Raw genomic sequence first — 24,098 nt, forward strand, 5'->3', positions numbered from 1 at the left:
CCTCGTCTCCTGCTTCGCCTGCCGGCAGCTAGGTTGCTAGCGGGTGATGTTCAATCCCGCCAGCATTTCCTTCACCGCCGCCATTGCGGCTGCGAGCTTGTCCGCATCGCGCGAGCGCACCACCAGATTGGTGTTCGGCTTCTGCTCTTCATCCATGAAGGGATAGCTGCCGATGATGGTGTCGGGATGTTGAGCGGCAATCGCCCGCAGCGGGCCGCCGATGTCGCCCTCCCGCGCATTGGCGCGGACCGATTCGGAAAGCATGCGCACGCCCGATTTCAGCTTGGGCGAGACGATGTCCATCATCGCCTGCATGATCGAGGGCACGCCCGCCATGACGATGACATTGCCGATCTTGAAGCCCGGCGCGAGGATGGTCGCGCTCTGGATCAGCTCGGCACCATCGGGAATGCGGGCCATGCGCAGGCGGGCCTCGTTGAGGTCCTGCTCGCTCCAGCGCTCGCGGAAACGGGCGACCACCTCCGGGTGATGGTCGATGCCGGCGCCGAACGCCTTGGCGACGCTGTCAGCGGTGATGTCGTCATGGGTCGGCCCGATGCCGCCTGTGGTGAAGACATAGGTGTAGCGATGCCGCAGTGCATCCAACGCCGCAATGATGTCGGGCTCGTCGTCGGAGACGACCCGGACCTCCTTCAGGTCGATGCCGATATTGGTCAGGTATTCGGCGATGAAGCCGATGTTCTTGTCCTTGGTCCGGCCGGACAGGATTTCGTCCCCAATGACCAGAATGCCCGCCGTGACGATCTCGCTCATACCTCAAGTCCCTCACCTATCGGCCCGACTTTGCCGAGGTAACGCGTTGAAGTCACGCGGTTTTGCTGCCGAAATAAGCAGTCCTCAGCCATTTTTTCAGGCAAGCCGCCGGCCATCCCCGGCAAATGTCCTCTCCCCATGCTTATCGCGCTGGCCCGGCCCTTGCTACCGCATGAAAGTCATGCACTCTTGCCGCATGGCCAGGACGTTGCGGTCTTCACCAAGGCCTGGCGACCTGTCGAATGGCGCAACGCCTTGCGGAGACAAGTCGGGATCTATGGCAGTCGCGTTTGATGAAATGAACATTCCCGGTGGGGACCTTCGCCCCGCCTATCAGGAGCTGGCGCGCTGGCTCAAGGAGACGCCTCCCGAGGCGCTCGAATATCGCCGCCAGGAGGCCGAGCTCCTCTTCCGCCGCATCGGCATTACCTTCGCGGTCTACGGGGACTCCGAGTCCACGGAGCGCCTGATTCCCTTCGACGTGATTCCGCGGATCATGTCCGGCAAGGAATGGGCGCTGCTGGAGAAGGGCCTGAAGCAGCGCGTGCGCGCGCTCAACATGTTCTTGCGCGACATCTATCACGGCCGCGACATCCTCCGCGCCGAGATCGTACCCGACGACCTCATCTTTCAGAACCCGGTTTTCCGTCCCGAAATGAATGGCCAGCAGGTGCCGCACGACGTCTACGTGCACATCGCCGGCATCGACATCGTCCGGGTCGATTCCGAGGACTTCATCGTGCTGGAGGACAATGCGCGCACGCCCTCCGGCGTGTCCTACATGCTGGAAAACCGCGAGATCATGATGCGGTTGTTTCCGGACCTGTTCGCCCGCCACAGGGTGGCGCCGGTCGAACGCTATCCGGACGAGTTGCTGTCCGCTCTTCGCTCTGTGGCGCCGCAAAGCGCCTCCGGCGAGCCGACCGTCGCGTTGCTCACGCCGGGCGTCTACAACTCGGCCTATTACGAGCACTCCTTCCTCGCCGACAAGCTCGGTATCGAGCTGGTCGAGGGCCGCGACCTCATCGTCAAGAACAACGAAGTGTTCATGCGCACGACCGAGGGCGTGAAACGGGTCGACGTGATCTACCGCCGCGTCGACGACGACTACCTCGATCCCCTCACCTTCCGCCCCGATTCCGCGCTCGGCGTGCCCGGGCTGATGTCGGCCTATGCGGCAGGCAACATCACGCTCGCCAACGCCGTCGGCACCGGCATCGCCGACGACAAGGCGATCTACTCCTACATGCCGGACATCGTAAAATTCTACCTCGGCGAGGAGCCGATTCTGAAGAACGTGCAGACCTGGCGCTGCCGCGAACCGAAGGATCTGGCCTATGTGCTGGATAATTTGAGCGAACTCGTCGTGAAGGAGGTGCACGGCTCCGGCGGCTACGGCATGCTGATCGGCCCTGCCGCGACCAAGGCGACGATCGAGGCTTTCCGCGAAAAGCTCAAGCGCGAGCCCGAAGGCTTCATTGCGCAGCCGACGCTGGCGCTCTCGACCTGTCCGACCTGCACGGCATCCGGCCTCGCGCCGCGCCACGTCGACCTGCGGCCGTTCGTGCTCACTGGCAGCAAGAGCACCACGATCGTGCCCGGCGGGTTGACACGCGTTGCCCTGAAGGAAGGCTCCCTGGTGGTGAATTCGAGCCAGGGCGGCGGTACCAAAGATACCTGGATCCTGGACGAGTAGAGAGATGCTGTCGCGTACCGCCGAAAACCTCTATTGGCTCGCCCGCTACGTCGAACGGGCCGAGTATCTCGCGCGCACCATCGATGCGACGCTGCGCGTCACCGCGCTTCCCGCCGCCTATATCGGCAAGACCAACGAATGGGACTCGGCGCTTTTGACCGCCGGCGTCGCCGCCAGCTTCTATCAGCAGTATGAAGAAGCCAACGAGCGCAACGTCGTCGACTATCTCTCGTTCTCGGCGGATAATCCGTCGTCGATCAGGAATTGCATCGAGGCGGCGCGGCTGAATTCGCGCTCGGTGCGCACGGCACTGACGAGCGAGATGTGGGACACCATCAACTCGGCCTGGATCGAATTGCAGGAGGTCTGGAGCAGAGGGACCTCCACGCGCGAGGACCTCGCGAAATTCCTGCGCTTCGTGCAGGAGACCTCGTTGCGCTTCGACGGCTCGGCCTACCGGACCATGTTGCGCAACGACGCCTACTGGTTCTCGCGGATGGGCCTGCATCTCGAACGCGCCGACAACACCGCGCGTATTCTCGACGTGAAATACCATGTGCTGCTGCCCGAGGAAGAGCATGTCGGCGGCCCGCTCGATTTCTACCAGTGGACCTCGATCCTGCGCTCGGTCTCGGCGCTGACGGCCTATCACTGGGTCTATCGCGAGACGCTGAAACCCTGGCTGATCGCGGATTTGCTCATCCTCAACGATTCGCTGCCGCGTTCGCTCGCAAGCTGCTACGGCAATCTGGTGCGCAATCTCGATCAGATCGGGGTCGCCTATGGCCGCCAGGGCCCGGCCCAGCGCCATGCCCGCGGCATCCGCAACCGGCTGGAACACAGCAATATGAACGACATTTTCCAGCATGGCGTGCATGAATTCATTCAGGAATTCATCTCGGACAATTCCAGGCTGGGCGAAATCATCACGAAGCAGTATTTGATCTGATCTTCTGTCATTCCGGGATGGTCCGTAGGACCAGACCCGGAATCTCGAGATTCCGGGTTCGATGCTGACGCATCGCCCCGGAATGACCACCTAGAAATCACGGTCCCCCATGCGCCTGCGAATCCTGCACACCACGACCTATCGCTACGAGCCGCAGGCCACGAGCGTGATCCAGATCCTGCGCATGACGCCCGGCAGCCATGACGGGCAATATGTGGCGGAGTGGCAGATCGACGTGTCGACCGACACCAAGCTCGACACCCACGAGGACGCGTTCGGCAACGTCACCCATGTGCTGTCCTGCGGACCCGTCGGCGACATCAAGATCACCGCCGAGGGCCTGATCGAGACCCACGACACCGGCGGCGTTCTTCGCGGCGCCGACGAGCGCTTTCCGGCCGGCATGTTCTTGCGCGCCACCGACCTCACCACGGTCAATCCGGCGATGAATGCGGTCGCGCGCCAGCTGCGCAGCGAGGCCGAGAGCGACACGCTCGGCTTCCTGCACACGCTCATGACGCAAATCAGCGATCACATGACCTTCGACGAGGACCCGACCAACAGCGGCACGTCGGCGGCGGAAGCGTTCACGCTCAAGCGCGGCGTCTGCCAGGATTACGCGCACATCTTCATCGCCTGCGCCCGCAGCGGCGGTGTGCCGGCGCGCTTCGTCTCCGGCCACTTTCTGCGCTCCGACGGCACGGTGCATCAGGACGCGGGCCATGCCTGGGCGGAGGCCTATGTCGACGGCCTCGGCTGGGTCGGCTTCGACCCCGCCAACAGCATCTGCGCCACCGACGCCCATGTCCGCGTCGCGATCGGGCTCGATTATCTCGGCGCAGCCCCCGTGCGCGGCACCCGCTATGGCGGCGGCGCGGAGACGCTTTCGGTGGCGGTCAAGGTCGAGCAAGCCGGCCGCGGCGGACAGTCGCAATCGCAGTCCCAGCGGCAGAGCTGAGCCGCGCGGCGCGCGCCCCTCAGCCACGGCCGGTTTCCACCCTGCCGCCCCGCGGCAATCGGGGGTTGGAGCGGCCCTTGAAATTGGCTAGTAATTCCGCGCAAACGCGTTCGGGGACAGGAAATGACCTATTGTTGCGGAATTCTGGTTCGGGACGGTCTGGTGATGATCGCCGACACCCGCACCAATGCCGGCCTCGACAACGTCTCGACCTTCCGCAAGCTCCACATCTTCTCCAAGCCCGGCGACCGCATCATGGCGATCGCCAGCGCCGGCAACCTCGCGATCAGCCAGTCGGTGCTCTCGACGCTGACCGAGGGCCTCGAAGACCCCAACACGGGTGAGATCGAGACGCTGATGAACGCGCCGACCATGTTCCAAGCCGCCCAGCGCATCGGCCGGGCGATCCGGGCCGTGCACACGACCGAAGGGCCGGCGCTCAAATCAGAGGACGTGTCGTTCGACGTGTCCTTCCTGTTCGGCGGCCAGATCAGCGGCGCGCGCATGCGCCTGTTCATGGTCTACACCGCCGGCAATTTCATCGAATGCACCACCGACACACCCTATTTGCAGATCGGCGAACACAAATACGGCAAGCCGGTGCTCGACCGCGCCATGCATTACGACGTCGAGCTCTACGAGGCGCTGAAGACCGGGCTGATCTCGATGGATTCGACCATGCGCTCGAATCTCGGCGTCGGCCTACCGATCGACGTGCTGGTGGTGCGCGCCGACGCCTGCGAGGCCGATCTCAACCACCGCATCGAGGCGGGGGAGCCCTATTTCCACGATTTGCGCTCGCGCTGGTCGGCGGCCTTGCGCGCCGCGCATCAGAACATTCCGCGGCCGCCCTACAAGAACGAAAAAGAATCCAAAACCTGACAACTCAAGAGAAAAGGCAGGAAACGATGAGTGAAGCGAAAAAGATCGCGGTGGTGACGGGCGCCGGCACTGGAGTCGGGCGCGCGGCGTCGCTTGCGCTGATGAACACAGGCTTCACCGTGGTACTCGTCGGGCGCCGGCCGGATATGCTCGAGGAGACGGCCAAGCTCGGCCCCGCCGGAAAGAGCCTCTGCGTCACCGCCGACATGACTAAGCCGGACTCGATCGCCGCGCTGTTCGACAAGGTGAAGGCCACCTATGGCCGCCTCGACGTGCTCTTCAACAATGCCGGCATGGGCGCACCGCCGGTGAATTTCGAGGATCTCAGCCTCGAGCAGTGGCAGTCGGTGGTGAACACCAACCTCACCGGCCCGTTCCTGTGCACCCAGCACGCCTTCCGCATCATGAAGGACCAGAGCCCGCGCGGCGGCCGCATCATCAACAACGGCTCGATCTCGGCGCATGCGCCGCGGCCGTTCTCGGCGGCCTACACCTCGACCAAGCACGCCATCACCGGCCTCACCAAGGCGTCCAACCTCGACGGTCGCATGTACGACATCGCGGTCGGCCAGGTCGACATCGGCAATGCCGCAACGCCCATGACCGACCGCATGGTCAACGGTCCCGGCGTGCTGCAGCCCGACGGCACGTCGAAGCAGGAGCCGCGCATGGATGCGAAAGCGGTCGGCGATGCCGTCGCCTACATGGCCGGCCTGCCGCTCGATGCCAACGTGCTGACCATGACCGTCATGGCAACCAAGATGCCGTTCGTGGGACGGGGCTGAATCAAAAACGCGAAAACAACCCCATGCACAGTAGGCGGCATGGGGTTGCGACCTCGCTCTGCAAGCGGACGTGAGGTCGGCTAAATCTCCGCACTGCTTCAACAATCGTCATTGCGAGCGCAGCGAAGCAATCCAGACTACCACCGCGGCAAGATTCTGGATTGCTGCTCCTACTCCAGCCTCTCCACCTGCCGCAGGCTCGGGAACAGCTTCATCCACAGCAGCGCCACCGCGACCGTGCAGACGCCGCCCAGCACGGCTGCCGGCATGACGCCGAACAGTGCGGCGGCAACCCCGCTCTCGAACTGGCCGAGCTGGTTGGAGGCATTGATGAAGAGGAAGTTCACCGCACCGACCCGGCCGCGCATCTCGTCGGGGGTCGCGAGCTGCACCAGCGAGAAGCGGATCACGACGCTGATCGTATCGGCCGCGCCGAGAACGGCGAGCGCGAGCACCGACAGCCACATCCAGGACGACAGTGCGAACACGATGGTTGCGACGCCGAACACGATCACGGCCTGAAACATGCGCAGGCCCACATGCCGCGAAATGGCGTGACGGGCCAGCACCAGGGTCATCAGCAGCGCGCCGACCGCCGGCGCGGCGCGCAGGATCCCGAGCCCCATCGGGCCGGTCTGGAGGATATCTCGGGCATAGATCGGCAGAAGCGCGGTGACGCCGCCGAACAGCACCGCGAACAGATCGAGCGAGATGGTGCCGAGGATCGCCGGATTGCTGCGGATGAAACGGACGCCGGCGAAGATATTGTCGGCGCCCGCCATATCCTTGGCGATCGCCTGCGGGCGCGGGCGGATGAAGCCAGTCAAGATCATCCCAAAGATCCAGAACAGCACCATCACGGTGTAGGCGAGATGCGGCGCGACCGCGTAGGCAAAACCGCCGAGCGCCGGCCCTGTAATGGTCGCGACCTGCGCCGCACCACTGGAGACAGCGGTGGCGCGCTGGAGCGAGCCCTGCGGCGCAATCGCCGGCAGCAGCGCGGCAGTGGTCGGACTTTCGAAGGCTCCGGCAATGCCGAGCACGAAGGTTGCCACGAAAATCTGAACTTCGCTGACCAAGCCGAGATAGGTGATGACGCCGAGGTAGAGCGCGGTCGCCGCCTCCACCAACTGGCAGAGCTGAACCACGCGCTTGCGCTCGTAGCGATCGGCGGCATGGCCGGCGACGAACACCAGCAGCGCCGTGGGCAAGAACTGCACGAGACCGACCATGCCGAGGTCGAAGGCCGAGCCGGTGAGGTCGTAGATCTGCCAGCCGATCGCGACCGCCGCGATCTGGCTGGAAAAACGCGACAGGCTGCGCGAGAGCAGGAAGAACAGGAAGGCGCGATGGGAGAGGAGCGCGCGGGCACTGACCGGCGGGTTTCCCGATATTGGCTGGTCTGGCATCGCCTCTTCGGTCACGCTCGGACTATCCGGCTCCTGATGTCGACGTGCTCCGCGTGGCTGACGCGGACCTGCTTGTCAACAGCGTGACGCCCCGCCAATCTCCCGGCATTGCGTTTGCAACGCAGGGGTGGCCATAATCATCGGGGTTTGGGGGCATCATGCTGCGGCTGCAATCGGCACTCGGCGTTTTCGCATTGCTGTTGATCGCCCTGGCACTGAGCGAGAATCGCCGCGCGGCCTCGCTGCGCCAGGCGGCGATCGGCCTCGTCGCCACCTTCGTCACCGCGATCGTTCTCCTGAAGGTGCCAATCGTCGCGCGCGCCTTCGGTGCCATCAACGACGCCGTGGGCGCGATCTCGGCGGCCTCGCGCGCCGGCTCCTCCTTCGTATTCGGCTATGTCGGCGGCGGTCCCCTGCCCTTCGACCTGAAAGCACCGGGTGCCGATTTCGTCCTGGCGTTCCAGGCGCTGCCGATCGTGCTGGTCATGAGCGTGCTGACGACGCTCTTGTTCTATTGGCGCGTGCTGCCGCCGATCGTGCGCGGCATGGCCTGGCTGCTGGAGCGGACGCTCGGCGTCGGCGGCGCGGTCGGACTCTCGACCGCCGCCAACATCTTTCTCGGCATGGTCGAGGCGCCGCTGTTCGTGCGGCCTTATCTCGCGCGGATGACCCGCAGCGAGTTATTCCTGGTAATGACCGGCGGCATGGCCGGCATCGCCGGCACGGTGCTTGTGCTGTATGCGACGCTCCTTGCTCCCCTCATTCCCGACGCAGCGGCGCATTTCGTCATCGCCTCGGTGCTGGGCGCGCCGGCCGCGATCCTGGTCAGCCTCATCATGGTGCCCGAGACATCCGACAAGCGCACCGGCGGCGCACTGGAAGATCCCGACATGGAAGTCTCCGGCACGATGGATGCGGTCGTGAAAGGGACCGGCGCGGGGATCGAGCTGCTGATCAACATCGTCGCCATGCTGCTGGTGCTGGTGGCGCTGGTCTACCTCGTCAATGCGATCCTCGGCCTGCTGCCTGATATCGGCGGCGCCGCGATCTCGTTGCAGCGCCTGCTCGGCCTCATGATGGCGCCGGTGTGCTGGCTGATGGGATTGCCGTGGGACCAGGCGATCACTGCCGGCAGCCTGATGGGCACGAAAACCGTGCTGAACGAGCTGATCGCCTATGTCGACTTCTCGAAGCTGCCGCCCGGCACGCTCGATCCACGCTCGCGCCTGATCATGCTCTATGCGATGTGCGGCTTCGCCAATTTCGCCAGTCTCGGCATCATGATCGGCGGTCTCGGCGTGATGGCGCCGGAACGGCGCGAGGAAATCAACGCGCTGGGCCTGAAGTCGATCGTGTCGGGGACGCTGACGACGTGTTTGATGGGCGCGGTGGTGGGGGTGCTGACGTGAAGCTTGTGTGAGGCTGGCGTCCTCGTCGCTCCGATGGGGCGCAGCGCAATCCGGACAATCCTTCCATGTTAATCTCGTCGGGAGATTCGGGTGGAATTGATTCATGAGCGACAGCGTCGGCCAGCGGGCATTTCAAAACTCGCGGCTTCAGAAACGGCAAAAAGCAGAGGTGGGGCCGTTGCTAGCGGGCGCCCTCCAGCTGCATAAGGCAGGACTTCTCCGCGAGGCCAAGACGGTCTATCGCGAACTCCTGGAGCTCGCGCCCAACCAATTCATAGCGCTGCATTTGCTGGGCGCCTTGGAGTCTGAAGCCAAAAACTATCGGCAAGCGCAAGTTCTGCTGAGCCGAGCGGTTGCCGTGGATCCGCGATCTGCCGAAGCTCATACGAGCCTGGGCGTCGCGCTCAACGGGCTAAAACGTCACAACGAGGCCCGCGAGAGCTATCGAAAGGCCCTCGCCTTGCGACCCAACTACGCCTTGGCTTTGTCTAATCTCGGTAACGCGAGCGCGGCCCTGGAGCTTTACCAGGAAGCGCTCGAGAGCTACGACAAGGCGCTCGCAATCGACGGAAAACTTTCCGAAGCCCATAACGGCCGTGGTTGGGCGCTCTGCCGTGTGCGCGCCTATGACGAGGCTATCGCAAGCTTAAACCGCGCGCTATCGATCAAGCCTGACTATGCCTCGGCGCTGTCGACCCGCGCCGTTGCCTTGCGAGAACTTCAGCGATTTGACGAAGCCATGGCGGATTGCAATCGCGCAATCGCGCTTGCACCCGACGACGCGAATGGATGGCTCCGGCGGGCCAGTATCTTGCTCCTGACCCGGCAAGTTGCCGAAGCATTATCCGATTGCGAGAAGGCTCTAGCGACCGATCCCGGCTTCTCTCAGGCCCACAGCCTGCTCGGACAATGTCTCGCGGCACTTGGCCGGGTCGACGAAGCCCTCGCCAGTTTCGACAGAGCTATCGACATCGAGCCTGATCAGAGCACGATCTCGAGCAAGATATTCACCCTCGATTTTATCGCCGACGCCAGCGTTGCGCAGCATCAGCAAGCGCGACATGTATGGTGGGAGCAGATCGGTGCGAAGATCGCCTCGGCAGCGGCGGCACCGCATGAGAACAGCCGAGATCCGGATCGCCGTCTGGTACTGGGTTATGTCTCGTCGGATTTTCACGCACATTCGGCGGCGTTCATTTTCAAGCCGGTCCTGCAGCACCACGATCGGGCACGATTCGAGATCGTCTGCTACGCGTGTTCAGTGAAAACGGATGCGACGACCCGCGAATTTCAGGGAATGGCCGATCGCTGGCGCGACGCCTCGCAATGGTCCGACGATCGCCTCGCCGCTCAGATCCGCGCCGATGGCGTCGACATCCTGATCGATCTGTCCGGCCATACCAGCGGAAACCGCCTCGGCGTGTTTGCGCGCAAGCCTGCACCTGTTCAAGCGCATGGCTGGGGCCATGGTACCGGCACCGGGCTGCCAACGATCGATTATCTATTCTCCGACCCCGTCGCGATTCCTGTCGCGGTTCGACATCTGTTTGCGGAGACCATCGTTGACCTGCCGTGCTTTGTGACGCTGGCGCCGCTGCCGGCCGGGATTGCGCGGGCGCCGACGCCGGCGATTGCGAACGGCTTCATCACATTCGGTGTCTTCAACCGCATCAGCAAGATTTCGAACGAGGCGGTGGAAGTGTGGTCCAGGATTCTCGAGCGGGTGCCGGGATCGCGACTGCTGATCAAGGATACTGCGCTGGATGCTCAGCTGGTCCGCGACAATCTACTGGCGCGGTTTGCCGCTTGCCGTTTGCCGGCCGAACGCGTCGATCTGCTCGGAGCCACGTCACGAGACGAACATCTGGCAGCGTTCAATCGCGTCGATATTGGCCTCGACCCATTCCCCCAGAATGGCGGCGTCAGCACGTGGGAAGCATTGCAGATGGGCGTGCCGGTGGTGGCGAAGCTGGGTCACAGCCTGCCGAGCCGTGCTGCCGGCTCCATCCTCACCGCGCTGGGCCTGCCGGAGTGGGTCGCGGATAGCGATGAGGCCTATGTCGAAATCGCAGCGAGCCGTGGGTTGCAGATCGGCGAGCTCGATAAGTTGCGCGGCGAACTGCCCGGACAGATCAGGGCTGCCGCGGCCGGCAACCCCGTCTCATACGCGCGAGCGGTGGACGATGCCTATCGCGCGATGTGGAAACGCTATTGCAACGACGGCGGCTGATCTCCGCCTCGCCTACGCCTTCAACTCCACGGTCCTGAACTCCGCCGGCAGGATCACCTCCAGCAGCTCGACGTCGTCCGAATAGTCCAGGATCATGTGCTTGATCTTCGGCGGCTGGGTCCAGGCGCTGCCTTGTTTCATCAGCGTCTCGCCCTCTCCGTCCATATAGGTCTTCACCCAGCCCTTGAGCACGTAGACCATCTGGAATTCGACGTCGTGGAAGTGCAGCTTCGACACCTCGTCCGGATTGCAAGGGCCTTGCAGCCGGATCACGTGCGCCTGCGCGAGGCCGTGGCTCGCGGCGGCGATGCCGAGATCGCGATACTTCGCGTAGGTGCGCAGACCGTCGGCCTTGAAGTCTTCCTCGCGGTGATGGCTGATCGCAATGCGCTGCTTGGGGCGCGCCGGTTTCTTGACGGATGACTTTGCCGGTGTCGCGCGAGCTTTCGCCTTCACCGCCTTGCGCGCCGAGGATCGTGCGGCGGGTTTGGCCCCGCTTCGCTTCTTCACCGCCGCCTGCGATGCGCTACGCGATTTTGCTTTCTTGGCCATGGGCGGTCTCCCCTGTTGTTATGGGGAGAGGCTAGCACAGAATGCGAAACCGCAGGGTGGGTTAGCGCTAACGTACCCACCACTTCTTTCCGCAACCGTTGAAGCATGGTGGGTTACGCTGACGCTAACCCACCTACAGCCCCGCGCTCGCCTTCAATGCAGCCGGAACACGCCGTCCACCGCACGCAACTCGGCCGGCTTGATCAGCTTGGAATGCGCCACTGTCACCGAGTGAAGCGGTCCGTCGAGCTTTTCCTGCCAGAACGCCAGGAAATCCTTCAGCGCCGGAAATTTCGGAAACATGTCATAATCCTGCCAGACGTAAGTCTGGAGCAGTGAGGGATGATCCGGCATCCGATAGAGAATCTGCGCGGTCGTCATTCCGTAACCCAGCAGCTGTTTCCGGAAATCGTCCGAAACGGCTCCACTCCGCAAGCCCATGCCAACCTCCTTTGCAGGAGCGCATTCAAGGGGTGGCTTTCCGGTGCGCCTTAAGAGCCACCCGCTGCTGATGCGCTCACATGAGAGAAATGTGACGCAAACTGACAATCCATCTCAAGCCCAAAAGTTTAACAAGCTGTTGAAATTCAACGCGTTAGCAGCAGATATGGCCCCGTGCTAATACGGGCGCCGAGCGCGATTAACGATGGAAAGAGATTTTGGCAGGCGGCGCTTCCGAGTGCTATTTTTCTGCTACAAGCCCTTGCTCCCGCCAAAATCCTGCCTTATCTCAGCTGTGCCTGTGCTAGCACTCGCCGGCACAGACTGCTAACAATCCAAAATTCCCAACTCGTGCAAAAGCTTAGGAGAACTGCATGAATTTCCGTCCGCTTCACGACCGCGTCGTGGTCAAGCGCATCGACGCAGAAGAGAAGACCGCTGGCGGCATCATCATTCCCGACACGGCGAAGGAAAAGCCCTCGCAGGGCGAGATCGTCGCCGTCGGCCCGGGTGGCCGCGACGAAGCTGGCAAGCTGATCCCGATCGACCTGAAGGTCGGCGACCGCGTGCTGTTCGGCAAGTGGTCCGGCACCGAGGTCAAGATCGACAACGTCGACCTGCTGATCATGAAGGAAAGCGACATCATGGGCGTCCTCGACGTCCCCGCTTCCAAGAAGAAGGCGGCCTAAGAGCCCCTCTCTCATCCAGTTAAACACCTAAGGAAAAAATCCAGATGGCAGCTAAAGAAGTCAAATTCTCCGTCGATGCGCGCGACAAGATGCTTCGCGGCGTCGACATTCTCGCCAACGCGGTGAAGGTCACGCTCGGTCCGAAGGGCCGCAACGTCGTGCTCGACAAGTCGTTCGGCGCTCCCCGCATCACCAAGGACGGCGTCACCGTCGCCAAGGAGATCGAGCTCGAGGACAAGTTCGAGAACATGGGCGCACAGATGGTGCGCGAAGTCGCTTCGAAGTCCGCTGACGCGGCCGGCGACGGCACCACCACCGCCACCGTGCTGGCCCAGGCGATCGTGCGCGAAGGCGCCAAGTCGGTTGCCGCCGGCATGAACCCGATGGATCTGAAGCGCGGTATCGACCTCGCGGTCGAAGCCGTCGTTGCGGACCTCGTCAAGAACTCCAAGAAGGTCACCTCGAACGACGAGATCGCCCAGGTCGGCACCATCTCGGCCAACGGTGACGCAGAGATCGGCAAGTTCCTCGCCGACGCCATGAAGAAGGTCGGCAACGAGGGTGTCATCACCGTCGAGGAAGCCAAGTCGCTCGAGACCGAACTCGACGTCGTCGAGGGCATGCAGTTCGACCGCGGCTACATCTCGCCCTACTTCGTCACCAACGCCGACAAGATGCGCGTTGAGATGGACGACGCCTACATCCTCATCAACGAGAAGAAGCTCTCCTCGCTGAACGAGCTGCTGCCGCTGCTCGAGGCCGTGGTGCAGACCGGCAAGCCGCTGGTCATCGTCGCAGAGGACGTCGAAGGCGAAGCGCTTGCGACCCTGGTCGTGAACCGTCTGCGTGGCGGCCTGAAGGTCGCTGCCGTCAAGGCTCCGGGCTTCGGTGATCGCCGCAAGGCCATGCTGCAGGACATCGCGATCCTGACCGGTGGCCAGGCGATCTCGGAAGATCTCGGCATCAAGCTCGAGAACGTCACGCTCAACATGCTCGGTCGCGCCAAGAAGGTGATGATCGACAAGGAGAACACCACGATCGTCAACGGCGCCGGCAAGAAGGCCGACATCGAAGCGCGCGTGGCTCAGATCAAGGCGCAGATCGAGGAAACCACCTCGGACTACGATCGCGAGAAGCTCCAGGAGCGTCTTGCCAAGCTCGCGGGCGGCGTCGCGGTGATCCGCGTCGGCGGCGCGACCGAGGTCGAGGTGAAGGAGCGCAAGGATCGCGTTGATGACGCGATGCATGCGACCCGCGCCGCGGTCGAGGAAGGTATCGTCCCGGGCGGCGGCGTCGCCCTGCTCCGTGCCTCCGAGCAGCTCAAGGGCCTGCGCACCAAGAACGACGACCAGAAGACCGGCGTCGAGATCGTGCGCAAGGCGCTCTCCGCGCCCGCTCGCCAGATCGCGATCAACGCCGGTGAAGACGGCTCCGTCATCGTCGGCAAGGTCCTCGAGAACAAGTCGTACGCCTACGGCTTCGACTCCCAGACCGGCGAATATGTCGACCTCGTCAAGAAGGGCATCATCGACCCGACCAAGGTGGTCCGTACCGCGATCCAGAACGCAGCCTCGGTTGCGGCTCTCCTGATCACCACGGAAGCCATGGTCGCCGAGCTGCCCAAGAAGGGCGGCGCCGGTCCGGCGATGCCCCCGGGCGGCGGCATGGGCGGCATGGATTTCTGATCCAGCCATTCTGGCAAACGACAAAATGCGAAACCCCGGCAGCGATGCCGGGGTTTTTGTTATTCGGTGTCATTCCGGGGCGCGCGAAGCGCGAGCCCGGAATCCATAACCACGAGCCTCAGTTCGCTATCCCGGGATAGAGATCATCCCAGTTCGGGTTTTGCTCCTCGATCAGCCGCGTCTTCCAGTCGCGTCGCCACTTCTTGAGCTCTTTCTCGCGGGCAATGGCAGTTACGGCGTTGTCGAAGATCTCGAACAGGACGAGCTTTTTGACGCCGTACTTCGTTGTGAAGCCGGGAACGGCTTTAGTCCAGTGCTCGTACACGCGACGCACGAGATCGTTGGTTACTCCAATATAGAGCGTGCCGTACTTCCTACTTGCAAGGATGTAGACGTAGTAGGCCATCACGCCCGCCTGGGGTTATGGATTCCGAGCTCGGCACTTCGTGCCGCCCCGGAATGACGAACTCGAATCACCACACCTTCCCCAGCCGCTCCATGTGTGGCTCGCCGTGTTGGTCGAGCGACCAGATTATCCGCGTCACCTTGCCGACCAGATTGTCCATCGGCACGAATCCGATCGACGACATCACGCGGCTGTCGCTCGAGTTGTCGCGATTGTCGCCGAGCGCGAAGAAATGGCCTGGCGGCACGGTGTAGACGTCGGTGTTGTCGTAGTAGCCGTTGTCGATGCAGTCCTGCGTGACGTAGGAGGCGCCGTTCGGCAGCGTCTCGCGCCAGCGCTTGGCCTTCGCACCGTCATCCACGCCGCAGGTGGAGCCGGCCACCACCGCCTTCAGGGCAACGCGCGTCACCGGGCGGTCGTTGAGGATGAGTTGGCCCTGCCGCATCTGGATGCGATCACCGGGCAGCCCGACCACGCGCTTGACATAGTCGACGGAGGTGTCCTTTGGCGTCCGGAACACGACGACGTCGCCATACTCGGGCTCGGCGGCCCGGACACGCCCGGAGATCCATGACGGCGCGAAGGGAAACGAATAGCGGCCATAGCCATAGGCATATTTTGCGGCAAAGACGTAGTCGCCGACGACCAGCGTCGGCGTCATTGAGCCGGACGGGATGTTGAACGGCTGAAACAGGAAGATGCGAAACAGGAACGGCGGCGACCACAGCACCGGGATCAGGAGGATCAGGATGACGATCGCCTTCCATTCCCGCACTTTGGCCTGCGGGTGGATGGTTTCCTGAAGAGTGGTCATGCGCCTGCCCTGATCAAGCCCGTAGTCGTCGCGAGATTACGCAACCTTTGCGCGCGCGCAATCCCATAACTTGGTCGCGCCGCGCGCGGCTCGCGTTCACGCCGCAGTCAGCCACGCGCGAGATCGCTGAAGCAGCGGCGGATCCATTCAATGGTGAGCCGCGTCGCCGGATCGCGCTTGAGATGGTTCTGCACCAGCAGCCAGACGTCGCGGCGCCCAGGCAGCAGCGTGGCGCGCAGGCGGCGATCGCCGAGCAAGTCCGCGCAGACATGCTCCGGCAACACGCCGGCGGCCTGATGCGCGCGGATCAGGTTGCGGATGACGCGAACGTTGTCGGTAACGCAGCGCGCGTGGGCTTGCTTCATGCGCAGGAACTGCATCTCGGGAATGGCACCGAGTTCGTCCGGATAGGCGCACAGCACCGGCTCGCCCTCGGTCGCGACAGGCTCGAAATAATAGAGCTTGACGTCACCGAGCCTGGAGATCGCGAAGTCGCCCTTGTCGGGCTTGCGCAGCCGGATAGCGAGATCGGCTTCCCACCGCGAGAACTTGACGTTCTCGCTCGAGGTGAGGAATTGCAGCGTCAGGCCGGGATTGGCGCGCAGGAAGTCGCTCGCGCGCGGCGACAGAACCTCCTCGGCGACCGTGTTGGTGGAGGCGATACGCAGGCGTCCCACCGGGCCTGCCAGACTCTCGCCGACGCGACCGATCTCGGCGGCATGTGCGGCCATCGCTTCGACATGCGCCAGCACCGCCTCGCAACTCCGCGTCGGCCGGCGCTGGCCGTCCACCGCATCGAACAGCGGCACGCCGAGATCGCGCTGGATGCGTGCGAGCCTGCGGCCGACGGTGGTCTCGTCGATGCGCAGCCGCGCGCTGGCGCCGGCATAGGTGCCCTCGTCCCTGACCGCGGCGATGATGCGCAGATCGTCCCAGTTCATGGCAACGAGCCTAGCAGGCCCGACCGGCTCCTGCAAATATGCAGCCATATGCTGCAATAGTCCTGCACATTGGCAGGCGGCCACCGCGCTACTGTCGCGCCATCCGATATTCCCCAGGAAGGTCCGACCCGCATGACCGCCCCTAAAACTCTGCTTGAACTGTCCGGCGCCGATCTCACTCCGCCCAGGCTCGCCGATTCCTGCCTCGTGCTGATCGACATCCAGAACGAATATTGCGCCGGCCCGCTCGCCTTGCCGGATGCGGAGCCCGCGATCGCCGCCGCCGCGCGTCTGCTCGCCCGCGCGAGGGCGAGCGGCGCCGCGATCTTCCATATCGCGCACAAGGGACGTGCCGGCAGCCTGTTCGACCGCGAGGCCGCGCGCGGCGCGATCGTCGGCAAGCTGGCGCCGCTCGCCAGCGAAGCCGTGATCGAAAAGGCGCTACCGAACGCTTTTGCCGGCACCGACCTGCAGGGCCAGTTGGCCGCAACCGGACGCACGAACATCGTGCTGGCCGGTTTCATGACCCATATGTGCATCAGCTCGACCGCCCGCGCCGCGCTCGACCTCAGCCTGCGCACGACGATCGCAGCCGATGCCTGTGCCACACGCGATCTTCCCGACGGCCGCGGCGGAGCGATCTCGGCAAGGACCATCCACGAGGTCGCCCTGGCCGAATTGTCGGACCGGTTTGCGATCATCGCGCAAACAGAGACGTTGACCTGAAGGAGCGTGGGCGATGCTGCAACTCTATTTCTCGCCGATGGCCTGCTCGCTTGCGAGCCGCATCGCGCTGATGGAAGCGGGCCTCGATGCGCGCTATCATCCGGTCCATCTCCAGACCAAGCAGGTCGTCGACGACGGCCGCGATTTCCTCGGCGTTTCGCCGAAGGGCGCGGTGCCGGTCCTGGTGCTGGAGAATGGCGAACGGCTGACAGAAAGCGCGGCGGTGCTGCAATACATCGCCGATCTGAAGCCGCAGGCGGGCCTTGCACCCGCATTCGGCGATCCCGACCGCTATCGGCTCCAGGAATGGCTCAGCTTCATCGGGGCCGAGATCCACAAGGCGTTTTTGTTTCCGACCTTCTGGTACAAGGACGACGCCTCGCTCGCCAAGCCGCGTGCAAGGATCACGCAGACATTATCGGTGCCATCCGCGCACCTTGAGGGCCGCGAATTCCTCGTCGGCAACAGTTTTACAGTCGCGGATGCCCACCTCACCTGGGCTTTGCTGCTGCTTCGTCCCGCAGGCGTCGACATCGCGCAATGGCCATCCTTGTCGACCTATCTCGCGCGCATGCAGGCGCGGCCCGCCGTGCGGGACGCGATTGCGACCGAAATGGCGGTGCGCAAGACGATGACGGCGAGCCCGGCGTGACAGGATGTCACGGCCGCGAAATCCAAGCGTTTTCTCTGGCGGGGCATTGATGTCGGCGCGGCATGCGCTAATCTGGAGTGATATTTTTCGACATTTCCTTGGAAGGCATTCATGCGTGCTCTTTCCAGATTTTGCCTCGCCAGATTTTGCCTCGCCAGACTCTGTCTCGCCCTCCTGGCCTGCTGGCTTTTCCTTGCGCCGGCATCGGCAGAAACCCGCGTCGCGCTGGTGATCGGCAATGGCGCCTATGCCAGTACGGCGAAGCTTCCCAATCCGTCGCACGATGCCGAAGACGTCGCCGCCTCGCTCAAGCGCAGCGGCTTCGAGGTGCTCCAGGGCATCGACCTGCGCCAGGCTGACATGCAGGACCTCACCATCCGCTTCGCGCGCGCCGCGAGCAAAGCCGACGTCGCGATGTTCTACTACAGCGGCCATGCGATGCAGTACAACGGCGTGAACTATCTGATGCCTGTCGATGCCGTGCTGAGCGACGAAGCCGACCTGAAGCGATTCGTGCGGGTGGACGACATCGTGAACGATCTTCAGCAGGCCAAGAACCTGCGCATCCTCATCCTCGATTCCTGCCGCGACAATCCACTGGCCGACATGCTGAAGCGCTCTGCGACTCGCGCCGCCTCGATCGGGCGAGGCTTGTCGAAGGTCGAAGCACCGCGCGGCACGATCGTGTCGTTCTCAACCCAGTCCGGGCAGACCGCGGCCGATGGCAGTGGTCGCAACAGTCCCTACACGACGGCGTTCCTGAAGCACATCGAGGAGCCGCAGGAGATCGGCGAAGTCTTTCGCGACATCAGCAGCGACGTCTACGATTCCAGCGGCAAGACCCAGCTCCCGGAGCTGTCGCTGTCGATCATCGGCAAGTTCTACCTGAACGGACCGGTGTCGGTCACGGTGGCGCCGGCGGCGCCGCAAGCCGCACCCCGGGCTGATCCCTGCACAGCCGCAGAGGCGCACTGGAAGGCCGCGGACGGCATCGGCACCCTTGGCGCCTACGAGGACCATCTCACGAGATTCCCCAATTGCATCTTCGCCACGCTTGCCAAGGCGCGAATTGAAGGCCTGAAGCAGAAGGTGGCGCTCGCGCCTTCAGGCAACGGCCGGACCGGCGGCAGCAAGGATTATGACGGCAACTGGGACGTGACGATGAACTGCCTGGCCTCCGGCAAGGCGCAGGGCTTCACCAGGGCCCTGTCGGCCACGGTTGCGAACGGCGTGTTTCATGCCGACGCCCAGGGCCAGGGCGCCGTCAACCGGCTGGAGATCGACGGCCAGATCCCGGCGGACGGCAAGACCACCTTGAGCGCGCGCGGAACGACGGGGGCGAGCACCTATACCCTCAACAATCTCGCGCCCGGCTCGCCATACGCCTTTACGGTCGATGCACAGTTCGACCGCACTCGTGGCAACGGCAAGCGCAACGAGGCACGCGCCTGCAATCTGGTCTTCGTCAAACGCTAGCCGCGCATCGTCCAGCGTTCATACGCCGGTCTGGCTGATGAACTTTGTGTTGAAATAGCCCTCCATCGCCTCGGTGCCGCCCTCCGAACCGTAGCCGGAATCCTTGATGCCGCCGAACGGCACCTCGGGCAGTGCGAGACCAAAGCTGTTGATCGACATCATGCCGGCTTCGACCGCCGAACCGATCGCGGCCGCCGTCTTTGCCGAGCATGTGAAGGCGTAGGACGCCAGCCCAAAAGGCAGCCGGTTGGCCTCCTCGACCACCTCGTCGAAGGATGAGAAGCGCGAAATCAGCGCGAGCGGGCCGAACGGCTCCTCGTTCATGGCGCGCGCATCTTTCGGCACGTCGCTCACCACGGTCGGCTCGAAGAAATGGCCCTTGTTGCCAACGCGTTTGCCGCCGGTCTCGAGCTTTGCGCCCTTGCCGACGGCATCCTGCACCATGCCTTCGATGGCGGTGACACGGCGCGGATTGGCGAGCGAGCCCATTTTGGATTCGGGGTCGAGCCCGTTGCCGACCTTGAACGACTTGGCGCTGTCGACAAAGGTGTCGACGAATTCACGGAACACGTCATCCTGCACCAGCATCCGAGTCGGCGAGATGCAAACCTGTCCGGCATTGCGATATTTTGCTGCCGCCAGAATCTTCGCAGCCGACGTAACGTCGGCGTCCTTGAAAACGATCGCCGGCGCATGACCGCCGAGCTCCATGGTGGCGCGCTTCATGTGCAGGCCCGCGAGCGCATTGAGCTGCTTGCCGACGTGCGTCGAGCCGGTGAACGAGATCTTGCGGATCACCGGATGCGGAATGAGATATTCAGAGATCTCGGCAGGAACTCCGTAAACCAGGTTGATGACGCCATCGGGCACGCCAGCATCCGCAAACGCGCGGATCAGCTGTGCGGGCGAGGCCGGCGTCTCCTCCGGGGCCTTGACGATGATTGAGCAGCCGGCGCCGAGTGCGGCGGAGAGCTTGCGCACGACCTGATTGATCGGAAAATTCCAGGGCGTGAACGCCGCGACCGGACCGACCGGCTCCTTCATCGCGATCTGGTAGATGCCCGGGCCGCGCGCCGGGATCAGCCGGCCATAGGCGCGCTTGGCTTCTTCCGCAAACCACTCGATCACGTCCGCGGCAGCCATCGCCTCCATTTTGGCCTCGCCAAGAGTCTTGCCCTGCTCCATCGTGAGTAGCGGCGCGATCTCGTCATTGCGCTCGCGCATGATCGCGGCGGCCTTGCGCATGATCCGGCAGCGCTCGAAGGGGGCAACGTTTCGCCAGATCTTGAAGCCGGCGCTGGCTGCGGCGAGTGCCTCGTCGAGATCGGACTGTCCGGCATGAGCGACGGTGCCGATCACCTCTTCGGTCGCGGGATTGCGGACCTCGATCACCCTGCCCGAATGAGCCGGTCGCCATTTGCCGCCAATGAAAAGTTGGGTTTTCGAATAGGCCAACGGATTCTCCTGTGGTCTTTTTTGCCTTAGGTCGGGATGGGAATGGCTCGGTGACAAATCGCGTCCGCCGCCTTTGTCATCTCCGGCCCAAGATAGGAGCGGAAGCGCGGCTCGGCGACCAGAGCGCCGAAATCGGCCACGCGCGTCACCCCGCCGCCGGCCACAAAAAGGAATCGCCCGGCAATCTCGGCGAGAATGTCGAGGTGCCAGGCCGCTGTCGGATGCATGCAGAGAATGACCAGCCGGCCCTCGTCGCGCAGCTTGCGGAAGAAATCGAGCATGAAGCCGATATAGCCATCCTGCAGGTTGAACTGCGGTTCGTCGAACAGGTGAACCAGCGGCGTCCGGGTCGGCGACGGCGCCAGGAAGGCGGACGGAATGCGCTTGCGGAAGCGCCTGACCTGATAGGATTGGTGATAGTGGATCGCGAGCCGGTCGCGTTCCCGATATTTGACACCATGGATATCGGTGCCCGCGACCAGCACGCGCCCCGAGGTCGGGGCGTTCGAGCCCGTCATCATCTCAAACAAGGTCGTCTTGCCGGCGCCATTCGGGCCGACGACACCAACGATATCAGGTTCGTCCAGCGACAGGTTTGCCTGTAGCGTGAATGTCGGTCGGCGGATCACGCGGCCCCTTGTATAGACCTTGCGAACGTCGTCGAGAACGAGCAGCGGTGCGGCCACTTATTGTACTCCCAGCAAGCGCTGACGAAGCCCGCGATCATCCCGCAAGACCGCGGCCTCCCCGGTCCAGACGATCCGGCCGCGATCGATCACCGCGGCATGGTCTGCGACCGATAGCGCGATCTCGGCGTTCTGCTCCACAACCAGCGAGGCAATGCCCTCGTCCTTCATGCGCAGAATCGTCGCAAGCACGTCGCCGACGATTTTCGGCGCCAGTCCCTGGCTCGGCTCGTCGAACAGCACCAGTCCCGGCGAGCCGACCAGCGCGCGGGCGATCGCCACCATCTGCATTTCGCCGCCCGACAGGTTTTCGCAGTCGCGCTCCATGAGATATTCGAGCGGCGAGAAGATCGCAGCGGCCTCCTTGACGCTCCAGTGGCGAAAGCGCGTGCGCTTTTGCGCGATCGACAGGTTGCGCGCGACCGTCAATGTCGGGCACAGCCGTCGGTCGTCGGGCACCCAGCCGATGCCGGCGCGCGCAATCTCGTGGGTCGGATCGCGTGTGACATCGTGACCGTCGAAACAAACCGAGCCGCGGCGCGGACGCGTCAGCCCGAGAATCGAGCGGAGCATGGTCGTCTTGCCGGCGCCGTTGGGGCCGAGCAGCGCAAACACCTTGGCGTGCTCGATGGCGAGCGAGGCGCCGAACAGCGCCTGGGTCTCGCCGTAGAAGGTATCGACCGCGTCCACTTCGAGGATCATGCGAACTTCCCGAGATTGGAGCGCCGCACCCATTCGTTCTGCTGCAGTTCGTGTGGCGTTCCGCGTGCCACCACCTGGCCCCAATGGATGACCGAGATCCGGTCAGCCAACGAGAACAGGAACTCCATATCGTGCTCGATGGCGACGATGGTCAGCCGCCCCTTCAGGCGTGCAATCAGGGCTGCGAGCCGCTGCACCCCGTCGGAGCCGAGGCCGGAGGTCGGTTCGTCCAGGCACAGCACGCGCGGTGCCTGCGCCAGGGCGACCGCGATCTCCAGCGCGCGCCGGTCGCCATAAGACAGGTCCTTGGCGCGGATGTCGCCCTTGTCTGCAAGCCCGACTGCCGCCAGCGCTTCGGAGGACTTCGCGGCAAACCGGCTATCGCCCGCTGCGGCGCGCGCGATATCGTGGCCACGGGCGCGAAACTCGGGCAAGCCCATCATGACGTTGTCACGCGCGGAGAATTCGTCGAACAATGTCATGATCTGAAACGAGCGGGCGATGCCCTTGGCGGCGATGCGGTGCGGGCTGAGGCCCGTGACATCCTCGCCGCCGAGCAGGACTCGGCCCCGGTTCGGCTTCACCCGGCCGGTAAGGACGTTGAAGAACGTGGTCTTGCCGGCGCCGTTCGGACCCATCACACCGTGAAACTCCCCCTCCGCGACCGCGAGATCGACGCTCTCCAGCACGACGCGATCGCCGAAGCGGACATGAACGGCTGCGGCCTCGATCATGTTCATCGCCCGCTCCCGAACAGCAGCCGCATCGCCGACGTACCCCTCTGCCGTAAGGCGCCAAGTGAGTGTTGCTGCACGGCAGCGGATATCGCGCCGGCAATGCCTTCGGGGCGAAACAGCACGATCGCGATGAACAGGAGACCAAAATAGAGCATCCAGGCATTGGTCAGCGCGCCGATCACGTCTCGGGCGGTGAGGAAGAGAAACACGCCGATCACCGGACCCCAGAAGCTGACAAGCCCACCGCCGACGAGCGTCATCATCACGACGTAGCCGGATTGATGCAGGCTCATGACGTCAGGGAATGCGGCGAGCTGAGCCATGGCGAACAATCCGCCGGCAAAGCCCGAAACTGCGGCCGACAGCGCAAAGACCGCGACCTTGTAGAGCCACACATTATAGCCAAGATGGCTTGCCCGAACTTCGCTCTGCCTGATCGCAGCGACCACGCGGCCATAAGGCGAGTGCACCAGCCGCCACAACGCGGCGGTGCCGACCGCAAAGACGGCGAGCACGAAATAGTAGAACGCGACATTGTCGTTGAGATCGAAAGACACAAGCCCGAAATCGGCCGGCAACCGTTTGATCTTGAGAAGACCGTCTTCGCCGCCGGTGATCCGGTGCGATTTGATCGCCAGCGTCCAGAAGATCTGGCCGAACGCAATCGTCATGAAGGCGTAATAGATGCCGCGCCGGTGCGAGATGAACATCGCCACCAGCACGCCGGCGAGGCCCGCGACCGCGGCCGCGGCAATCAGACATATCCAGAGATTGGCAACGATTTCGAACTGGCAGAGACCGAACGCATAGGCGCCGATGCCGAAATAGGCACCATGACCGAACGACGGAAGTCCGGCGGTGCCCAGCACCAAATTGAACGCGAGCGCATAGAGCGACCAGATCAGGATCTCAATCCCCAGATAATGATAGAGCCCGACCCGCGTGATCCAGAGCGGCACCGTTGCAAGCACGAGCCAAAGCACCAGCATCGTCGGCGTCACGAGGCGCGCGGCGTCCGGTGAAGATTTTGATTTCACAATCATT

General features: G+C 63.5%; 24 protein-coding genes. 12 read left to right on the top strand and 12 right to left on the bottom strand.

The window, feature by feature from the left end; translation table 11 throughout:
• Window positions 1–36: 36 nt before the first annotated feature.
• A complete protein-coding gene (locus tag BRA471DRAFT_RS24035) occupies window positions 37–774 on the bottom strand; it encodes a molybdopterin-binding protein (RefSeq protein ID WP_007611894.1) in 738 nt (245 codons plus the stop codon).
• A 277-nt stretch (window positions 775–1,051) separates the two neighbouring features.
• Here BRA471DRAFT_RS24035 and BRA471DRAFT_RS24040 point away from each other — a divergent pair, with 277 nt between their 5' ends.
• From BRA471DRAFT_RS24040 to BRA471DRAFT_RS24060, 5 genes are all read left to right on the top strand, one after another.
• On the top strand, window positions 1,052–2,470 hold the full coding sequence (locus tag BRA471DRAFT_RS24040) for a circularly permuted type 2 ATP-grasp protein (RefSeq protein WP_007611895.1): 1,419 nt from the start codon (window positions 1,052–1,054) through the stop codon (window positions 2,468–2,470).
• 4 nt (window positions 2,471–2,474) lie between these two features.
• On the top strand, window positions 2,475–3,419 hold the full coding sequence (locus BRA471DRAFT_RS24045; RefSeq protein ID WP_007611898.1) for an alpha-E domain-containing protein: 945 nt from the start codon (window positions 2,475–2,477) through the stop codon (window positions 3,417–3,419).
• A gap of 109 nt (window positions 3,420–3,528) precedes the next feature.
• Complete coding sequence (locus BRA471DRAFT_RS24050; protein WP_007611900.1) at window positions 3,529–4,377, top strand: transglutaminase family protein; 849 nt, start codon at window positions 3,529–3,531, stop codon at window positions 4,375–4,377.
• Between the two features lie 123 nt (window positions 4,378–4,500).
• Window positions 4,501–5,259 carry a proteasome-type protease gene (locus BRA471DRAFT_RS24055; protein WP_007611902.1) on the top strand — a complete coding sequence of 253 codons (759 nt, stop codon included), beginning with the start codon at window positions 4,501–4,503 and terminating at the stop codon, window positions 5,257–5,259.
• Between the two features lie 26 nt (window positions 5,260–5,285).
• Entirely contained in the window at window positions 5,286–6,044 is a 759-nt protein-coding gene (locus BRA471DRAFT_RS24060; RefSeq protein WP_007611904.1) for an SDR family oxidoreductase, read from the top strand.
• Window positions 6,045–6,214: 170 nt separating this feature from the next.
• Here BRA471DRAFT_RS24060 and BRA471DRAFT_RS24065 read toward each other — a convergent pair whose 3' ends face one another.
• Window positions 6,215–7,453: an MFS transporter gene (locus BRA471DRAFT_RS24065; protein WP_007611905.1), complete on the bottom strand. Its 1,239-nt coding sequence runs from the start codon at window positions 7,451–7,453 to the stop codon at window positions 6,215–6,217.
• Between the two features lie 158 nt (window positions 7,454–7,611).
• Between BRA471DRAFT_RS24065 and BRA471DRAFT_RS24070 the strand changes: the two genes are divergently transcribed.
• Together BRA471DRAFT_RS24070 and BRA471DRAFT_RS24075 are read left to right on the top strand one after the other, a co-directional pair.
• A complete protein-coding gene (locus BRA471DRAFT_RS24070) occupies window positions 7,612–8,862 on the top strand; it encodes a NupC/NupG family nucleoside CNT transporter (protein WP_007611908.1) in 1,251 nt (416 codons plus the stop codon).
• 103 nt (window positions 8,863–8,965) lie between these two features.
• Window positions 8,966–11,092, top strand: a complete 2,127-nt coding sequence (locus BRA471DRAFT_RS24075; RefSeq protein WP_007611909.1) for a tetratricopeptide repeat protein — start codon at window positions 8,966–8,968, stop codon at window positions 11,090–11,092.
• A 12-nt stretch (window positions 11,093–11,104) separates the two neighbouring features.
• On the opposite strand, the gene BRA471DRAFT_RS24080 is transcribed toward BRA471DRAFT_RS24075, so the two are convergent.
• A complete protein-coding gene (locus tag BRA471DRAFT_RS24080; RefSeq protein WP_007611910.1) occupies window positions 11,105–11,644 on the bottom strand; it encodes a cupin domain-containing protein in 540 nt (179 codons plus the stop codon).
• A gap of 153 nt (window positions 11,645–11,797) precedes the next feature.
• Window positions 11,798–12,085 carry an usg protein gene (locus tag BRA471DRAFT_RS24085; protein WP_007611911.1) on the bottom strand — a complete coding sequence of 96 codons (288 nt, stop codon included), beginning with the start codon at window positions 12,083–12,085 and terminating at the stop codon, window positions 11,798–11,800.
• A gap of 374 nt (window positions 12,086–12,459) precedes the next feature.
• On the opposite strand from BRA471DRAFT_RS24085, the gene BRA471DRAFT_RS24090 reads away from it, so the two are divergent.
• Both BRA471DRAFT_RS24090 and groL read left to right on the top strand, forming a co-directional pair.
• A complete protein-coding gene (locus BRA471DRAFT_RS24090; protein WP_007611913.1) occupies window positions 12,460–12,774 on the top strand; it encodes a co-chaperone GroES in 315 nt (104 codons plus the stop codon).
• A gap of 44 nt (window positions 12,775–12,818) precedes the next feature.
• Window positions 12,819–14,459: a chaperonin GroEL gene (gene groL / locus BRA471DRAFT_RS24095; protein WP_007602475.1), complete on the top strand. Its 1,641-nt coding sequence runs from the start codon at window positions 12,819–12,821 to the stop codon at window positions 14,457–14,459.
• A gap of 118 nt (window positions 14,460–14,577) precedes the next feature.
• Here groL and BRA471DRAFT_RS24100 read toward each other — a convergent pair whose 3' ends face one another.
• The 3 genes from BRA471DRAFT_RS24100 to BRA471DRAFT_RS24110 form a co-directional block, all read right to left on the bottom strand.
• A complete protein-coding gene (locus BRA471DRAFT_RS24100) occupies window positions 14,578–14,865 on the bottom strand; it encodes a GIY-YIG nuclease family protein (RefSeq protein WP_007611914.1) in 288 nt (95 codons plus the stop codon).
• A 67-nt stretch (window positions 14,866–14,932) separates the two neighbouring features.
• On the bottom strand, window positions 14,933–15,679 hold the full coding sequence (gene lepB / locus BRA471DRAFT_RS24105; protein ID WP_007611915.1) for a signal peptidase I: 747 nt from the start codon (window positions 15,677–15,679) through the stop codon (window positions 14,933–14,935).
• 107 nt (window positions 15,680–15,786) lie between these two features.
• Window positions 15,787–16,620, bottom strand: a complete 834-nt coding sequence (locus BRA471DRAFT_RS24110; protein WP_007611916.1) for a LysR family transcriptional regulator — start codon at window positions 16,618–16,620, stop codon at window positions 15,787–15,789.
• 132 nt (window positions 16,621–16,752) lie between these two features.
• Between BRA471DRAFT_RS24110 and BRA471DRAFT_RS24115 the strand changes: the two genes are divergently transcribed.
• From BRA471DRAFT_RS24115 to BRA471DRAFT_RS24125, 3 genes are all read left to right on the top strand, one after another.
• A complete protein-coding gene (locus tag BRA471DRAFT_RS24115) occupies window positions 16,753–17,346 on the top strand; it encodes a cysteine hydrolase family protein (RefSeq protein ID WP_007611917.1) in 594 nt (197 codons plus the stop codon).
• Between the two features lie 13 nt (window positions 17,347–17,359).
• Entirely contained in the window at window positions 17,360–17,998 is a 639-nt protein-coding gene (locus tag BRA471DRAFT_RS24120) for a glutathione S-transferase N-terminal domain-containing protein (protein ID WP_007611918.1), read from the top strand.
• Between the two features lie 111 nt (window positions 17,999–18,109).
• Window positions 18,110–19,474: a caspase family protein gene (locus tag BRA471DRAFT_RS24125; protein WP_007611919.1), complete on the top strand. Its 1,365-nt coding sequence runs from the start codon at window positions 18,110–18,112 to the stop codon at window positions 19,472–19,474.
• 18 nt (window positions 19,475–19,492) lie between these two features.
• Here the strand turns inward: BRA471DRAFT_RS24125 and BRA471DRAFT_RS24130 are convergent, their stop codons facing one another.
• Genes BRA471DRAFT_RS24130 through BRA471DRAFT_RS24150 form a run of 5 tightly spaced genes read right to left on the bottom strand, consistent with a single transcriptional unit; the run spans window position 19,493 to window position 24,097 of the window.
• Window positions 19,493–20,929 carry an NAD-dependent succinate-semialdehyde dehydrogenase gene (locus BRA471DRAFT_RS24130; RefSeq protein ID WP_007611920.1) on the bottom strand — a complete coding sequence of 479 codons (1,437 nt, stop codon included), beginning with the start codon at window positions 20,927–20,929 and terminating at the stop codon, window positions 19,493–19,495.
• Window positions 20,930–20,955: 26 nt separating this feature from the next.
• The gene (locus BRA471DRAFT_RS24135) at window positions 20,956–21,615 is read right to left on the bottom strand and encodes an ATP-binding cassette domain-containing protein (RefSeq protein WP_007611926.1); all 660 of its coding nucleotides are present in this window, start codon (window positions 21,613–21,615) and stop codon (window positions 20,956–20,958) included.
• Window positions 21,616–22,317 (bottom strand): ABC transporter ATP-binding protein, encoded by a 702-nt coding sequence (locus tag BRA471DRAFT_RS24140; protein WP_007611928.1) that lies wholly within the window; start codon window positions 22,315–22,317, stop codon window positions 21,616–21,618.
• Window positions 22,314–23,057 (bottom strand): ABC transporter ATP-binding protein, encoded by a 744-nt coding sequence (locus BRA471DRAFT_RS24145; protein WP_007611930.1) that lies wholly within the window; start codon window positions 23,055–23,057, stop codon window positions 22,314–22,316. The genes BRA471DRAFT_RS24140 and BRA471DRAFT_RS24145 overlap by 4 nt, the downstream gene beginning before the upstream one ends.
• Window positions 23,054–24,097, bottom strand: coding sequence for a branched-chain amino acid ABC transporter permease (locus BRA471DRAFT_RS24150; RefSeq protein WP_007611931.1), 1,044 nt, complete (start codon window positions 24,095–24,097; stop codon window positions 23,054–23,056). Before BRA471DRAFT_RS24150 ends, BRA471DRAFT_RS24145 begins: the two co-directional genes overlap by 4 nt.
• Window position 24,098: the final 1 nt, after the last annotated feature.

It is taken from the genome of Bradyrhizobium sp. WSM471 (assembly GCF_000244915.1).
Taxonomy (GTDB): Bacteria; Pseudomonadota; Alphaproteobacteria; order Rhizobiales; family Xanthobacteraceae; genus Bradyrhizobium.